This is a genomic window from bacterium (assembly GCA_023150945.1).
GTDB lineage: Bacteria > Zhuqueibacterota > Zhuqueibacteria > Zhuqueibacterales > Zhuqueibacteraceae > Coneutiohabitans.
This window is the reverse complement of record JAKLJX010000023.1, coordinates 29,143-44,696: the sequence shown is the minus strand read 5'-3', so window position 1 is coordinate 44,696 and position 15,554 is coordinate 29,143. Positions and strand designations below refer to the sequence as shown.

15 protein-coding genes are annotated in these 15,554 nt (G+C 58.8%); 7 read left to right on the top strand and 8 right to left on the bottom strand.

Translation table 11 applies throughout. The features are described 5' to 3' along the window. The first annotated feature begins 242 nt into the window (after positions 1-242). The 6 genes from L6R21_22885 (at position 243) to L6R21_22860 (ending at position 9,252) form a co-directional block, all read left to right on the top strand. Positions 243-3,698 carry a SpoIIE family protein phosphatase gene (locus tag L6R21_22885; protein ID MCK6562056.1) on the top strand — a complete coding sequence of 1,152 codons (3,456 nt, stop codon included), beginning with the start codon at positions 243-245 and terminating at the stop codon, positions 3,696-3,698. A gap of 76 nt (positions 3,699-3,774) precedes the next feature. Further along, positions 3,775-4,533: an outer membrane lipoprotein-sorting protein gene (locus L6R21_22880; protein MCK6562055.1), complete on the top strand. Its 759-nt coding sequence runs from the start codon at positions 3,775-3,777 to the stop codon at positions 4,531-4,533. Between the two features lie 60 nt (positions 4,534-4,593). Further along, the gene (locus L6R21_22875) at positions 4,594-5,808 is read left to right on the top strand and encodes an ABC transporter permease (GenBank protein ID MCK6562054.1); all 1,215 of its coding nucleotides are present in this window, start codon (positions 4,594-4,596) and stop codon (positions 5,806-5,808) included. Between the two features lie 174 nt (positions 5,809-5,982). After that, positions 5,983-7,260, top strand: coding sequence for an FtsX-like permease family protein (locus L6R21_22870; protein MCK6562053.1), 1,278 nt, complete (start codon positions 5,983-5,985; stop codon positions 7,258-7,260). An 11-nt stretch (positions 7,261-7,271) separates the two neighbouring features. Further along, positions 7,272-7,979 carry an ABC transporter ATP-binding protein gene (locus L6R21_22865; protein MCK6562052.1) on the top strand — a complete coding sequence of 236 codons (708 nt, stop codon included), beginning with the start codon at positions 7,272-7,274 and terminating at the stop codon, positions 7,977-7,979. Then, positions 7,972-9,252: a hypothetical protein gene (locus L6R21_22860; GenBank protein ID MCK6562051.1), complete on the top strand. Its 1,281-nt coding sequence runs from the start codon at positions 7,972-7,974 to the stop codon at positions 9,250-9,252. The genes L6R21_22865 and L6R21_22860 overlap by 8 nt, the downstream gene beginning before the upstream one ends. A gap of 12 nt (positions 9,253-9,264) precedes the next feature. Here the strand turns inward: L6R21_22860 and L6R21_22855 are convergent, their stop codons facing one another. Together L6R21_22855 and L6R21_22850 are read right to left on the bottom strand one after the other, a co-directional pair. Further along, positions 9,265-9,708, bottom strand: a complete 444-nt coding sequence (locus L6R21_22855) for a hemerythrin domain-containing protein (protein MCK6562050.1) — start codon at positions 9,706-9,708, stop codon at positions 9,265-9,267. Continuing rightward, positions 9,705-9,986, bottom strand: a complete 282-nt coding sequence (locus tag L6R21_22850) for a hypothetical protein (GenBank protein ID MCK6562049.1) — start codon at positions 9,984-9,986, stop codon at positions 9,705-9,707. The genes L6R21_22855 and L6R21_22850 overlap by 4 nt, the downstream gene beginning before the upstream one ends. Before the next feature lie 297 nt (positions 9,987-10,283). Between L6R21_22850 and L6R21_22845 the strand changes: the two genes are divergently transcribed. Next, on the top strand, positions 10,284-10,580 hold the full coding sequence (locus L6R21_22845) for a hypothetical protein (protein ID MCK6562048.1): 297 nt from the start codon (positions 10,284-10,286) through the stop codon (positions 10,578-10,580). Between the two features lie 123 nt (positions 10,581-10,703). Here the strand turns inward: L6R21_22845 and L6R21_22840 are convergent, their stop codons facing one another. The 6 genes from L6R21_22840 to L6R21_22815 all read right to left on the bottom strand — a co-directional run bounded on the left by L6R21_22840 (position 10,704) and on the right by L6R21_22815 (position 15,423). After that, positions 10,704-10,991 carry a hypothetical protein gene (locus L6R21_22840; protein MCK6562047.1) on the bottom strand — a complete coding sequence of 96 codons (288 nt, stop codon included), beginning with the start codon at positions 10,989-10,991 and terminating at the stop codon, positions 10,704-10,706. A gap of 81 nt (positions 10,992-11,072) precedes the next feature. Beyond that, positions 11,073-11,699 carry a molybdopterin-guanine dinucleotide biosynthesis protein B gene (mobB, locus tag L6R21_22835; protein MCK6562046.1) on the bottom strand — a complete coding sequence of 209 codons (627 nt, stop codon included), beginning with the start codon at positions 11,697-11,699 and terminating at the stop codon, positions 11,073-11,075. 90 nt (positions 11,700-11,789) lie between these two features. Then, a complete protein-coding gene (locus L6R21_22830) occupies positions 11,790-12,725 on the bottom strand; it encodes a hypothetical protein (protein MCK6562045.1) in 936 nt (311 codons plus the stop codon). An 83-nt stretch (positions 12,726-12,808) separates the two neighbouring features. Next, positions 12,809-13,603, bottom strand: coding sequence for a molecular chaperone TorD family protein (locus L6R21_22825; protein MCK6562044.1), 795 nt, complete (start codon positions 13,601-13,603; stop codon positions 12,809-12,811). A gap of 165 nt (positions 13,604-13,768) precedes the next feature. Next, positions 13,769-15,028, bottom strand: a complete 1,260-nt coding sequence (locus tag L6R21_22820; protein ID MCK6562043.1) for a nitrate oxidoreductase subunit beta — start codon at positions 15,026-15,028, stop codon at positions 13,769-13,771. A 119-nt stretch (positions 15,029-15,147) separates the two neighbouring features. Beyond that, positions 15,148-15,423 carry a hypothetical protein gene (locus tag L6R21_22815; protein MCK6562042.1) on the bottom strand — a complete coding sequence of 92 codons (276 nt, stop codon included), beginning with the start codon at positions 15,421-15,423 and terminating at the stop codon, positions 15,148-15,150. Positions 15,424-15,554: the final 131 nt, after the last annotated feature.

Genomic DNA, 15,554 nt, shown 5'->3' with positions numbered 1-15,554 from the left:
CGCCGCCATCACAGAAGAAGACTGAATCGAAATTTTCGGCCGGCGCCGGCAGAGTCTCGCCGCAGCCGCCGGCTTGGCGTGGAGAAAGGGAGATGAAGGCTTTGGCGCCTCGCGGCAAACGCCCCGGCCTGGGCGCGGGAACAATTCGCAAGACTCTTCAGTGCGCGCCCCTGTTCGTTTTGGTCTGCGGCTGTGCCGCTGCTTTGCACTCCCAACCGCGCCTTTACTTCGAAAGAGTCTCCTTGGAACACGGCCTTTCGCAAAGCGCCGTGCGCGTCATTCATCAGGACAGCAAGGGATTTCTCTGGTTTGGCGCGCAGGATGGCCTCAACAAGTATGACGGCTATCACTTCACCGTTTACAAATACGACCCCTTCGATTCCACCTCGCTGTCGGAGAATGACATCTGGTCGATCTACGAAGCGCCTTCCGAGCCGGAGGCGCTCTGGATCGGAACCGGTAATGGTGGCCTCAATCGCTTCGACCGGGAAACGGAAACGTTCCGGCGTTTCCGCTCCAATCCCGCGGACCCCACCAGCTTGAGCCATGATTTCGTCGGTCGCATCCATGAAGATCGCGCCGAGAATTTGTGGGTGATCACCGGCATCGGGTTGGACCGCCTTGATCGCCGGACCGGCAAATTCACGCGCTACCGCCACGATCCCCACGACGCCAACAGCCTCAGCCACAATCAGATCACCGCGTTTCATGAATCCTTGACCGAGGCCGGCGTGCTCTGGCTGGGCACGCCCGAGGGCCTCAATCGCATCGACGCCAAAGCCGGAACCTTCCTGCGATACCGGTGCGAGCCGCAAACAGCAAACAGCCTGAGCTTTGACTTCATTCTGTCGATATTTGAATCGGAACGCGAGCCGGGCGTCTTGTGGATTGGCACGGGTAATCCGCAATCGCCATTTACCACCGGCGGCGGCTTGAACCGCCTCGAACTTGCCACCGGCACATTCACGCACTACCGCCATGATCCCGCGAACCGCAGCAGCATCAGCAGCGACGTGGTTGGCCCGATGCTTGAAGATGATCGGGGCAGGCTCTGGTTGGGCACGGCCGCCGGTCTCGATCAGTTCGATCGTCGTTCCGGCACCTTCCGGCATTTTCAACCCAACGCCGGCCGGCCAGACGCGCTCAGCCACATTGTGATGACGCTGCAAATGGACACGCGCGGGTATCTGTGGATGCGCACGCCGCTGGATGATGGCGTGCATCGTTTCGACCCCAACACCGGACGATTCGTTCATTGCCAGTTCGATGCGCTTGATCCCCGCAGTCTGAGTTTGAATGCGGTTCGCGCCATCCATCAGGATCGATCGGGCGTGCTTTGGTTCGGCACCGAAGCCGGCGGCTTGAACAAGCTGGATTACTACGCGGAGAAATTCATTGCTTACGCGCCGCAGCCGCAAAGCGCCAACAGCTTGAGCAGCTACACCGTGCGGGCGTTGCACGAGGATCGCTTCGGCCTGCTTTGGATCGGTGTGGCGCAAGGCGGCCTGAATCGCCTCGATCGAACCACTGACACCTTCAAACACTACCGCCACGACCCTGACCGGCCGCACAGTTTGAGCAATGACAATGTTTGGTCCATCTACGAGGATCATGGCGGTCGCCTCTGGGTTGGAACCTTGGGGGGAGGGCTCAATGAATTCGATCGACAAGGAGAGAGCTTTCGGCATTACCGCCGCGACCCCGCCGATCCTGCCAGCCTCAGCAATGACAATGTGCGGGTGATCTATGAGGATCGCTTTGAGCCAAACGTGTTGTGGGTTGGAACCGATGGCGGCGGGCTGAACCGCTTTGAGTTGCAGAACGGCACGTTCACCAGCTTCCGGTATGATCCCAATGATTCCAACAGTCTGAGCAACGACTTTGTGCGCGCGATTCATCAGGATCAGACCGGTGCGCTCTGGCTGGGCACAGCCGGCGGCGGCCTGAATCGGTTTGACTTTCGAACCAAGTCGGTGCAACGCTACCGCCATGAAGATCGCGACAGCAACAGCCTGGGCGGCAACCTGGTGCAATCGCTCTACGAGGATGAGGCGGGCCGGCTGTGGCTCGGCACCTATGGCGGCGGCCTTAGCCGCTTTGATCCCGCCAGCGGCCGATTCACCGTCTATACCGAAGACAACAGCGGGCTGGTCAACAACGCCGTCTATGCCACCCTGCCGGACGCGCACGGCAACCTGTGGATGAGCACGAATGCCGGCGTTTGCAGACTCATCCTGAGTGACAGCACCGGCCTGACGCCCGCCACCGCCCGCTTTCAGAGCTATGATGTCGACGATGGTTTGCAGAGCCGCGAGTTCAATGGCCAGGCCCATTTCAAAAACCGCAAAGGCGAGATGTTCTTTGGCGGGATCAGCGGCTTCAATGTTTTTCATCCGGACAGCGTGAAGGACAATCCCATTGCACCCCAACTCGCCTTGACGGACTTCAAGCTGTTCAACGAATCGGTGCCGATCGGCGGCGATTCGCCGCTGCGCAAGCACATTTCCGAGACCGCGGCCCTGACGCTCGCGCACTGGCAGAATGACATCTCCTTCGATTTCGTCGCCTTGCACTACAGCCGGCCCGCCAACAACCAGTATGTTTACATGCTGGAGAATTATGATGCCGGCTGGCGCAAGGCCGGCGCGCTGCGCACCGCGACCTACACCAATCTCGATCCCGGCAGCTATACCTTTCGCGTCAAAGGATCGAACAACGACGGCGTCTGGAACGAGACCGGCATTGCCCTGCAGCTCACCATCACGCCGCCGTGGTGGCGCACGCCCGCGGCCTACGTGACCTACGCCCTGGCGCTGCTGGCAGGCCTGGTGGCGGTGGAGCGACTGCATCGCACGCGGCTGCTGCGCAAGGAACGCGAGCGCGCGCATTTGCGCGAGGCCGAGTTCCGTGCCCAAACCGCCGAGCTGCGCGCCCAAGCCATCGAAGCGCAGGCGCGCGCCATGCAAGCGGAGAACGAGCGCAAAACGCACGAGTTGGAAGAGGCGCGCAAACTGCAGCTTTCGATGCTGCCCAAAGTCATTCCCGCGCTGCCGCATCTCGAGATTGCCGTGTACACGCAAACGGCCAATGAAGTCGGCGGCGACTATTATGATTTCAAATTGCACGAAGACGGCTCCCTGACCGCCGCCATCGGTGATGCCACCGGCCACGGCCTGCAGGCCGGCACCATGGTTGCCGCCACCAAAAGCCTGTTCAACTCGCTGGCGCACTTGCCGCATCCGGTTCCGATCCTGGCGGAAGCTTCGCAGGCGCTGCGCGGCATGGGATTTCACAACATGTACATGGCGATGACGATCGCCAAATTCAAAGATCATCACTTGCATCTGGCCGCGGCCGGCATGCCCTGCACGTTGATCTATCGCGCCGCCACCCGCCGCGTGGAGGAAGTGGAACTCAAGAGCCTGCCGCTGGGCAGCCGCACCGACGTGGTTTATCCGCATCAGCAGCTCGGGCTGAACGGCGGCGACACGATCCTGTTCATGAGTGACGGACTGCCCGAGCGGTTCAACGCCCACGGCGAGATGCTGGGCGAAGAACGCGCGCGCCGCTTGTTTGCGGAAGTGGGCGCCCTGCCGCCGCAGCAGATCATCGACCATTTGGTCGACGCGGCCAGGTACTGGGGGCAGGATCATCCACAAAACGATGACATCACGCTGGTGGTGGTTAAGGTGAAATGAATCGGGCAGCGCCGGCAGGGCACCAACAATGCAGCAACTTTGTTCACGGACAATCGGTGAAACGGGAAGCAGGCAAATGACACACATGATATCCAAGCTGGCGGTGACGGCATTGCTGCTGCTGTGGCCGGGTGCCTTGCTCGCTCAGAAACAGGAGGAGGCCATCGCCGTCGTGCGCAAGATCGATGAGCTTTATCGCAGCACAACCAGCGCGGGTGAGATGGAAATGGAAATTGTCACCCCGCACTGGCAACGAACCCTGCGCCTCCAGATCTGGACGGAGGGGATGGACAAGACTTTCATCCGCATCCTGGCGCCGCTCAAGGAAAAAGGTGTGGCAACGCTGCGCCTGGGCAACGAGATGTGGAACTATTTGCCCAACACCAACAAGGTCATCAAGATTCCACCATCAATGATGATGAACTCGTGGATGGGCTCGGATTTCACCAACGATGATTTGGTGAGCGAATTCACTTTGCTCAAAGATTTTCATTTTCGCCTGATGACGCCGGACACGGCCCGGCCCGGCCTGCTCTATCTCGAAGCCATCCCGCGCGAAGGTCTGCCCATCGTGTGGGGCAAAATCGTCACCGTCGTGCAAAAGCAGGACTATCTGCCGGTGTCGGAAGCGTACTTCGATGAAAAGGGCAATCTGATGCGCGTCATTCATTTCAAGGACGTGAAGCTGCTGGGCGGCCGCCGGATTCCCGCAACGCTCGAACTGATTCCGCAAAACAAGCAAGGCCACAAAACCGTGATCCGCTACCTGACGATCGACTTTGATCTGAAGCTCGATCGCGAGGTATTCAGCCTGCGCAATCTGCAAGCGCGCTGACGGGCCGGTGCGGCGCAACGCCCGCAGTGGCCGCTACGCCATTCACGAGAACAAGCCACCATGGTGTTCAAGATCGCCTTCCGCAATGTCTTCCGCCAGAAACGCCGGACGGTGCTCACCGCGCTCACCCTCCTGGGCGGTATGGTGTTGTCCGCGCTCTCCATCGGTTTGACCGACGGCACCTATGCTGCGGTCATCGATTTGTTCACGCGGACTCGTCTCGGGCACATTCAAATTCACGCTGCCGGTTATCTCGACAAACCCGCGTTGTTCAAAACCATTGATGACTTCCAGCGGGTGGGCGAGGCGATCGCGAAAGTGAAGGGGGTGGAGGCGTGGGCGCCCCGGCTCTATTCCGCGGGCCTGGTGGCGGTGAGAGAAAAAAGCGCCGGCGCGCAGATCATCGGCATCGATCCCGGCCGCGAAGTGATGGCCACCCGCTTCGACCGCAAGATCATCGCCGGCCGGAATTTTGCGACTGACACCGCGCCGCAGGCGATGGTGGGCAAAGGGCTCGCGCAAGTCCTGCAGGCCGAAGTGGGCGATGAGATCGTGGTGGTTTCGCAAGCCGCCGATGGCTCACTCGCCAATGCGCTTTATTCCCTGGTCGGCATCATCGACAGCGGCGATGAGCTGAGCGACCGCATGGCGTTCTATCTGCCTTTGCCGGTGGCGCAGGAGCTGCTGGTGCTGCCCGCGCGCGTGCACGAAATCGTCGTCATTGTGGATGAACTCGACCGGGTGGGCCGGCTCACGGGCGAAATCGCCGCAGCGCTCGACGATCCCGGCCTGGCGGTGGCACCCTGGCAGGAGTTCGCCAAGTCGTTCTACGAGGCGATGCAAATGGATCAGCGCGGCAACTGGATCAGTCTGTCGATCATCCTGCTCATCGTGGCCATCGGCGTGTTGAACACGGTGTTGATGTCGGTGCTGGAGCGTACGCGCGAATACGGCGTGCTGAAGGCGGTGGGAACGCAACCGGCGCAGATTTTTGCGCTGGTGATTTATGAGGTCAATGTCATTGCGGTGGCGAGCATCGTGGCGGGCGCGGCGCTCAGCCTGATCCTGAATTCCTGGTTGTCGCGACACGGCATCGCCCTGCCGCAGTCTTTCACTTTTGCCGGCGTCGAGTTCAAGGAAATGAACGCCGCGGTCAATCTGCGCAGCATTTTGATTCCGGCGATCACCGTGTTCCTCGCGGCGAATCTCGTGAGTCTGTTTCCCTCGCTCAAAGCGGCGCGCATTGAGCCGGCACGCGCCATGCGGTTGCATTGATTCTTTCGTCCATTAAAAGGTCAATCAGTGCAAGAGAGCCAAGGCTCGCACCACAGAGAAAACAGGGTGAACGGAGCTTTTGAAGTTGAAGGGAACTTTCCAAACACTGCACCCTCTGTTTGCTCCGTTTTCTCCTGTTGATTTTTTGGGGTTCCGGTTTGTCCGGCTGAGGGGATGAATCGTTGGTTGGAAATGGCAGGGCACATGTTTTTCTATCTCAAACTCGCCTGGCGCAATCTCTTTCGCAACAAACGCCGTTCGTTCATCGCCGGCACGGCCATCGGCACGGGTCTCGCTGCGCTGATTTTCGTCGACGCGCTGGTTTTGGGCATGGAACGCAACATGGTCAAATCTGCCACCGGCTCGTTTCTGGGAGAGGGGCAGATTCACCGCGCCGGTTTCCGCGCCACCCAGGAAGTTTCGCTCACGGTCAATCACGCCGAGGACGTGCTGCATCGGCTGGAGCATGAGCCCGCCGTGGCCCACGCCGCGCCGCGCGTGCTTGCCTTTGGCATGCTCACTTCGCCGGCAAACGTGAGTGCCATCACCTTCGTTGGCATCGACCCGCAGCGCGAGCCGCCCCTGTCGCAGATTGATGAAGTGCTCATCACCGGCGGCTATTTCAGCGGCCGCCACAGCCGTGAGCTTATCATCGGCAGCAAGCTCGCGGAGCTGCTCGAAGTCGGCCTCGATGATCGCGTCGTTTTGACCGCCGCACGCGCCGCTGATGCCGGCCGTCACGCGGAGAGCGGTGATCTCGCCCAGGAAATGTTCCGCGTTTCCGGCATTTTTCATTTCAACATCCGCGAGCTTGACGCCGGCATGGTTTTCATCCGGCTGGAACAGGCGCAGCAACTGCTGGGGCTTGCCGGCGGCGTGCATGAGATTGCCCTCAAATTCACCGACACGCGCTTTGCGCGTGACGAGCGCAATCCCTTCTGGCAGAAATATTCCCGCGACGGCAACGAGGCGGTGGGCTGGCCGGTGTTGTTGCCGCAATTACAGGCCGTTTTCGAACTCTCCGCTTTCGGCATCTACCTGACCGGCTTGATCCTGTTCGGTGTGGTGGCGCTGGGGATTGTCAATACGCTGTTCATGTCGCTGCACGAGCGCCTGTTCGAATTCGGCGTGTTGCGCGCCATCGGCACCCGGCCCGGCCGCATGGCGGCGCTGATCATCTGTGAAGCCGGCGCCCTGGCAATTCTGAGCATAGGTCTGGGCGTCGTGCTCAGCCTGGTGGTGACGTTCATCATCAGCAAAACCGGCATCGATTACACCGGTGTGGAGTATGCCGGCGTGACTTTTCGGGAGCTGCTCTATCCGGTGATGACGGTCAGGCAGTACGTGTTCTATCCCTTTTGGGTTTTCGTGTTCACTTCGCTGGTCGGTTTCTATCCCGCGCTGCATGCCGCGCGCATGCTGCCGGCGGATGCCATGCGCAAGAGTCTGTGATTGGAGGTTTCATGGCAGGCGATGAGTCCCGAGTGGTGATCAAGGCTGAACAAGTCGCGAGAACATATTCCGACAACGGCGTGCCGGTGCCTGCGGTGCGCGGCATCGATTTGACCATTCACGCCGGCGAGTTCACTGCCATCGTCGGGCCTTCCGGTTCCGGCAAGACCACGTTGCTCCATTTGATTTCCGGATTGGACACGCCCACGGCCGGCGAAGTCTGGCTGAACGGCAAATCGCTCGCGCGCATGAGTGGCCGCGAGCTCTCGGATTTCCGCCGCGATCACATCGGCTTCATTTTTCAGGCCTACAATCTCATTCCGGTGTTGACGGTGGAGGAAAACGTCGAATACATCATGCTGCTGCAGAAAGTGCCCAGGCGCGAGCGGCACGAGCGGGTGTTGCGCATTCTGCAGGAAGTGGGACTGGCAGGCCTGGCGCATCGCTTGCCGCCGCAGCTTTCCGGCGGCCAGCAACAGCGCGTTGCCATTGCGCGCGCCATGGTTTCGAAACCCTCGTTGATTCTCGCGGACGAGCCTACCGCCAATCTCGATTCCAGCACCGGCGCCGGCCTGCTGGACATGATGCGCGGCCTCAACGAGCGCACCGGCATGACCTTCGTGTTTTCCACGCATGACGAAATGATCATGAAACGCGCCCGCCGCGTCATTACCATCAAAGACGGATTGATTGCGGGTGAGGAGAGGCGCGATGGCTAGTCGGGCGCCGGCGCTCGCGCTGCTGTTGGTCGCGGGACTGCTGGGTGTGGCGCCAGTGCCGGCGCGTGGCCAGCAAACCGTGGAATTCGCGGGCCAGTACAAGAGCTTTTTCGTCGTCTTTCATTTGCCGGATTATGCCGGGCCGGAGGTTCTGCCGCAGCCGCCGGATTTGGGCGCGGTCTACAATCGCCTGCGTCTCAAGTTTTCCTGGCGTGACCGCAATTGGCTTGCTGTGCACGCGGCTTATGATCTCGCGCCGCGCGTGCAAGACCCTGTGCTGTTCGGCAATCGTTTGACGCTCACCGGCATCGATCCCTGGCAGTATCGCGCCGCGGATTTCAACGCGCGCCTCTATCCCGGCAAAGACAGCCAAGTCGGCAGTTTCGCCGTCTTTCAAAATCTCGACCGCATGCTGGTGGAGCTGAAAACGGCGCCGGCGGATATTCTCATTGGCCGGCAACCGATCGCGTGGGGCAGCAGCCGCGTGCTCAATCCCACGGACGTGCTCGCGCCATTTGTCTTTCAGGAACTGGACACCGAGGAACGTGTCGGTGTCGACGCCGTGCGCGTGCGTGTGCCGCTCAGCGCGCTCGCGGAGCTTGATGCCGGTTATGTTTTCGGTGAGGATTTTGCATTCGAGCAGAGCGCGTTTTTCACGCGGGCGAAATTCTATCGCGCCAAGACTGATGTTGCGCTGCTGCTGTTGGGGTTTCGTGGGAATTTGCTGGCTGGCATTGATCTCGCCCGCAGTCTGGGCGGCGCCGGCCTCTGGCTGGAAGCGGCCCATGTGTTTGCCGATCGGCTGCAAACATCCGCGGTTGACGCTGCCCGCAATTATTTCCGCGGCACTGCCGGCCTGGACTACAGCTTCAGCGGCCGGACTTATGGTTTCGTGGAATACCATTACAGCGAGGCCGGTGCCGGCAATGCCGGGCATTATCTTGACAATCTTGCCGGTACGGCGTTTCGAGAGGGGGCGGTGTATTTGTTGGGCCGGCACTATCTCGCGCCCGGCCTCGTTTATCAAATCTCACCCCTGCTCACTTTGAGCACGCAGGCGCTGTGCAATCTGAATGACGCCTCGCTGTTTCTCTCCGCGCAGTTGGAACTCAATCTGGCGCAGAATGTCTATCTGGCGGCGGGCGCGTTTATCAGCGCCGGCAAGCAGCCGGAAATCAAAACCAGTGATGCCGTCTTTCCCACCCTGCGCCTGCATTCCGAATTCGGCACGTACCCTGATCTCTACTTCTCCGCCCTCAGAATCTATTTTTGAATCGCCAGGATTTCAAATCAGCACTCTCCGCCGCGCGGCCCACCGGGCGCCCAGCAGCGCCAAGGTTTCCGCCTCCAGCATGTTTTGCGCCATGCGAAAGACGATCTGTTCTTCCTTCGCAAAATGGGCCCGCGCGGTCTGAATGGTGTGCAGCAGGAGATTTCGCGCTTCGGCAATCTCCTGCGTTTCCTGCATGAGCTGCAGGCTCTGCGCGATCGCCTCATGCTCCAACCGCATCACTGCGAGCGGCCCGGATCTGGGATCCAGGTGCGCCTCGAAGGCAACGAAGAGCAGTTCATCCTCCAGGTGGGCATGCGTCTCGAGCGCCACCGCCAGCATGGTGCCCTGACTTTTGACGAGCGCCAGATCCGTTGCCGTCGGAAGGCATTTCTCCAAATAGTCAAACTGCGCATACAACACGCCATGTTCTCCCAGCAGTGCTTCGGTAATCTTCATGAAGCCGTCTCCACAGGTTTGGCTTTTTTTCTGGTGTAGATCGCTTTGAGGTGACTGAGAACCAACCAACAGCCCTGACATTCCTCTTTGATTTCTGCAAGCGCAATGGCTTCCACGCGCACCTCCTGTTCGAGCTCCTCATACATTGCGATGGCCTCCTGTGCGCGTTTGGCATCGGCAACGAAGCGCCACTCCCAGCCCTCGGCGGCTAATTGCGCATCCAGCGAGAAAGCACAGGCGGAAAAGCCGCTGTGGTCGATTTGACGGCTGTTCCTCATCGCTTTCTTACCCGCACCGATTATGCCGCTCCAGCGAGGCCGTGCGCCAGCAGTTGCCGCAGGTTTGGGTGAATTCGAAATCGGGGACGAGGTTGTGGTCTTTGCAGGTGGTCACCGGGCGCTCCCATTTCCGTGGCAAGATATTCTGGGGCAGAATGATCAAAAGACTTCTTCGCTCGCAGAAGGCTCATCGTCATACCGCAGTTCGTCCTTCAATCTCTCGAACACGTTGAAGACAATCGGGCAAATGGAGCAATTATCAATGACGCCGATGGTTCGTGAGACGAAACCGTCCTTGTGCAAATGGGGATAGGAGACGCAGGCTTTGGGGCGATGGTCGTAGTTCGAGCATTTGTTGTCAACCAGAAAGGGGCAGGTTTTGGCATTGAACGTGAATCCTTCTTCATCTTGCCTCAAGTGCTGGCTTTTGAGCTGCTCTGGCGGCATCGCCAGGCCTTTGGCAAACGTTGCAATATCCTGCGCATCCAAAGTCGGCGCTATGGTCTTGCAGCAATTTGCGCACTTCGTGCAATCGATTTGGGGCGTGACTTCTTTGTTCAGCCGCTGCACGATTGCATCGATTCTTCTGGATGAAACTCTGCCGCTCCTCAGAAAGGATCTGAATTGCCAGTTTTCGTTTTCTTTCTGCTTTGAGAGTTTTTCGATTCTGGCAAGATCGGTGACGAGCATGGCATCGTTCTCCCGGTTATTGTTCAATTAGAAATCCGGCATCAGCACTGGGCGTTTATCGATCTCCCGGCGATGGACGCGTGCAAAGACGGAATTGATTTCGCGCAATGGGAAAGTCTGCACGAACGGTGCGAGTTTGATTTGGCCTTGCTGCACGAGCGTCAGCACTTCAGGATAGTAACGTGGCTCGCAGCCCCAATTGCCGATGGCGCGCGCGTCAAAGGCCATTAGATTGCTGAGCCGCACCTCGAGCGTATCCATGGTGAAGCCCACCACGCTCAATGTCGCGCCGTGCGTGAGCAAGCTGAAAGCCAATTCTTGTCTGTTGGAATGCCTTCGTAGAAGAATCCGAGATCGGTATGACAGACGCCGCAGCCGGCAACACGAACCAACACTTCATCTTCTGCCAAGCGCAGTGCGGGGATTTCCTTTTGCACTATCGGTTGGCCGGCGCCGCTCATTTGCCAGCTTTTGATTGAAAGCATCGCGTGTCCCTTTTTTCTGGCGCAACGGCGGGTGGGCAAACAGGTTTTCCAACAAGAACTCCGCGAGGGCGCGCACGGCGTCGCGATCGAACCGTGGCACCGTCAGCGCCCCGGGATCATCGCCGACCACCGCCAGGAGATTTCGATGCCCGCGGCATTTGAGAGCGGGACTGAAGCCGCGGCGAAACACTTCCACGCAGGGATGTGCCGGGCTGCGAAATCCTTCGGCAATCACCAAATCAACGTTGCGCGGTAAATGGCGCAGCAAGCGTGCAAGCGGCCACTCACGCGCGACTTCGCGAAACATGGCCACCATTTTCGGCGAGGAGACCACCACCGCTTCGGCGCCGGCCTGGCGCAGGCGATGGCTGTCCTTGCCGGGCCGGTCCAGCTCGTGATGATGGCTGGTGTGCTTGATCACGGCCAGGCGAATGCCGCGCTTGCGCAGCGCCGGAATGAGTTTTTCGAGCAGCGTGGTTTTGCCGGCACCGGAGTAACCGACCACTGACAGAATAACGGGAGCGCTCTTCTTTCTCATGAGTAATTGCCGAAAGGAATTCCTGCCACGGATGAAAGAACGGGCAACGGATTTTCTTCAGATCATTGGATTGCCTGGACGGCAGTTTTTTCACCGACTGGCCGCGTGAAACTTCGTCTCATACAAATCCGCGCATTGCCGGCAAATGGGCTGGTGGAGATTCCATCCTGGAAAATTTGCTTGAATGATGGCGGCCACATAAACCGGAAGTCCCGTCGCCGGGTCGATCAAATGAAAAGTCGGGAAGCGGCAAATCGCACAACGGCCTTTGGATGGAATTTCCGTTTCTGTTACCAGCCAATTCTCCGGATGTTGTGCGAACTCAACCAGCTCGCGATGCGTGTGGGAGTCTTGATCGTAGAAAAACGCGAAGGTTTCCGCCAATTTTGTCTCCTCGCCAGGAAAGGCGCGCTTGAACAGGGCGAAGTGGTGCGCGCGCGTCCCGGGCGGAAGCCAGGCTTGCCGTTGCAGTCTGCCGTCGATCGTGATATCCCACAGCACACGGTAGCGGCTTTGGAGAAAATGATCGTGAGCCGGGCCGTCCTCGGTTTTGGGAAAGTCAGGCGTGTAGCCAAACTGAGGATCGAGCATGTCGACGAGGTGCAAGAACTCGTGGCGCAGGAATTGAAGCAAAGCATCGGAGCGCGCCAGCAGCTCGGGCGTGAGTTGTACGACAATGGTGCGGCGCGCACGCATCTCGGCCTCGGATGGCGCCGGCGCGAGGTACAACTCGGCGCCCAGGCTATTTTGTGAACGTGCTTTGAGGAGCAGGCAGCGGTTGGTCGCTTCCGTCAAAATCGGCCAAAAATCGATAACTTGCCGCAAGGGATTGGCGAGTCCCAGGCGCTGAAACCATTGCTCGTGCAAGCGTTGAAAGGCCTGTTCGCGGCCTTCGCTTTCGCCAAGTTCGTAAAGCCGGTTTCTTTCCCGCCAGAAGAGCTTCTCTTCAGGATGGCGAGTGATTGCCCGCAGCACGGCGTCTTCGTGAAGCTGCGGCTGAAATTCGATGCGAAAGTCGGAGTTCATGCTTTAGACTCGTTGAGCGAAGAGCGCATAGCGCACAGTGCAAAGTGCAGAGCGGGAAGGCTCCACGGGTAATGCTTCACATTTCACGCAACCACAGTGGAAGCCGAAGCGCGTTTGGTGATTTGAATCAGTTCGTCACCGGAGCCGCAATCGATGCCCTCATCTGCCAAGTCGGTCGGACGCAGGCGCAGCAGCTTCGAGCCGAGCGGGATGCCAAAGCGGCCGCATTCCAGGCGGGCAAACTCATGGCAGAAGGAGCCGAGAGCAGCATAGAAACTCTCCGGTGCTTCACGCTGCAGCAGTTTGGTGAAAGCGGGCACGAATCTTCCAAAATGATCCTTGAGAAAGAGCCGTTGCGCGCGGCGGGTTTGCTGCAGCATCTCCGCGGCGTTTTCCTCCAGCGCATGTGCTTCTTTGCGACTCAGGAAGCAGAGAAACTCGCACTCGCAACGGACATGGTCGACGCGCTCAAACGCATTCACTTTCAATCCGAAGGCCTGGTAGAATCCCGCAATATCGCCCAATTCCTGCGGCTGCTGAAAGAGCGCCTCTTCGCCGTATTCCGTTTCGTACGGCGGCGCTGGCGGATGCGCGGTGTGCCCGAACAGACGGCGATGCGAGATTTGCAGAGATTCGAAAGCGCGGGCATCGGCACAAAGGCGCAACTGGCGAACACAGGCCGCCAAGCCATCCGATTCTTCGCTTTGCGAGTTCGACTGCAGCATCGCCGCGATTTCGGCCAGGTCGCGATTTTGACGTTCTGCAATCAGCCGTGCGATGGTCGCAGGGGTGGGAGCGCCAAAACCGAGGGCCAGCGCTTCATACATCGCGCTGCGGCAGAGCGCCAAGTCGATTTCGTGCAGGTCGAGGCTATTCATGAGCGACTCATTCAGTTTTTTTCCCACGCGAACCCACTAGCAGGATCATGTCAATCCGCAGGAATCTTCTTATATCAAGCATGGTGCTGATCAGAAAAGGGATTCTTCCAGAATGACATTTTAGTTGGGAGCGACCTTGGGTATTGAACTTCAGAATTTGAATTACTAGATCGAATTCGCATGCTGCGCCGGACGTTCGAACACCGGCTCTTCGACCGTCGTGCGAAAAAGCTCCTCGCCGTCCTTGCCGTAGGCGATCACGGTGTCGTTGTAGATGGTCACCGGCTTGCCACGCAGCGTGCCTTCGTAGATTTTCGGGCCTTCTTGAAATTTGTAGTTGAAGATGATCAGATTCGAGCGCCGGTACAACTGCAACACGGCGAGCAGCTCACGATCGGGATTCATGTAGCGCTCGATGGCCTCGTCCACACCGGGACCGAACATTTGGCGCAAGTACGGGCGCGGCACCCAGCGCGGCGGAATGTAATAGCCGTTCGGCGCGGTGCCAAGCTGCGGATACAGCGGCAACGCGACCTTTGCTACGTGCACAAGATAATAAATCGGATTGTAACGATCTTCCTTCCACGTGCCGTCGTTGTTCATCTGCACCAGGCCCTGCAGGCGCATTTGCCCGATGCACGCGGCCATGCAGCGCGTTTCCATCGGCTTGCCTTGGGATTCCGGGTCGCTGCCTTCGACGCGTGGATAGCAGGCGATGCACTTTTCGGAGATGCGCGTGTTGCCGCGATACATACTCTTCTTGTAAGGACAGGCTTCAACGCACTTGCGATAGCCGCGGCATTCTTTTTGATCGAGCAAAACGACGCCGTCCTCCGGACGTTTGTAAATCGCTTTGCGCGGGCACGCCGCCAAACATGCGGGATAAGTGCAGTGGTTGCAAATGCGCGCGAGATAAAAAAACCACGTCTTGTGTACCGGCAGTGCCACGCCTTCCTGGTCCAACTCAATGGGCTGGCGTTTGACACCTTTGCTGCCTTTGGGATTGTCTTCGTAAATGTTGGGAGAATTCCATTCGTGATCTTCCGGCAGATAGCCCAACACGCGCGCGCTTTCCGGCGTGAGCTTCTTTTGTGCTGCCTCAAAAATCGTCATGCCGTCGAATTTCGCCGCGCCATTTTGTTTGCTCCAAACCTGGCCGCCGGGATTGGCTTCCTCCAACAGTTTGAGAATCCTCATGTCCCAAAACTGCGGATAGCCACCGTAGGGCTTGGTCTCGACATTCGCCCACCACATGTGTTCCTGGCCTTTATTGAAGGTCCAGGTGGACTTGCAGGCCATGGTGCAAGTCTGGCAGGCGAGGCAGCGATTGGTGTTGAAGACAAAGGCGAATTGCCGCTTGGGAAAAGCCGCGGCATACGGATATTCCATGTCACGGCCAAGCTGCCAGTTGAAGACTTTGGGCATGGGGTTGCTCCTTGCCATTCGTGGAACGTGAAAAGTGAAACGGCTTGTGGGTTGAAGGACGATGGGTGATGGGCGAAGGGTACTTTTCTCTGCATCCCTCTCCCGTCGTCTTTCGCCCCTCACTCTTCGATACTAATCTTCACTCTCCCCCAAATTCCGAGACACTCGTCGATGATTTTTTCGATTTCCGCTTCACCCAACTCGAGATGGGCGCGATGCGCGCCGGCATAGAACGGCGTTCGGAAAATGCTCAGCAATCTGCGTTTCTCGAATCCCAGCCGGGCAAATTCCTCCGCGAACACGTAGGCCATGTCGCGCGTACTCTCCGCGGTGCCAGGCAATTCAACACCCACCAGCATATTGGGATCGGTGGGATCAGGGTCGTCATAGGGCATCTTTTCTCTCCTCGTTGGCCGCACCCAGAGTTTTCTCCGGCGAGCCTCACGTTGCTTTGTTTTCGCCGCCTGCCGCAAACCTGGCGATTCATTTTGTCTCGCCGAGAATCAACTTGCCAGGATCGATGGCA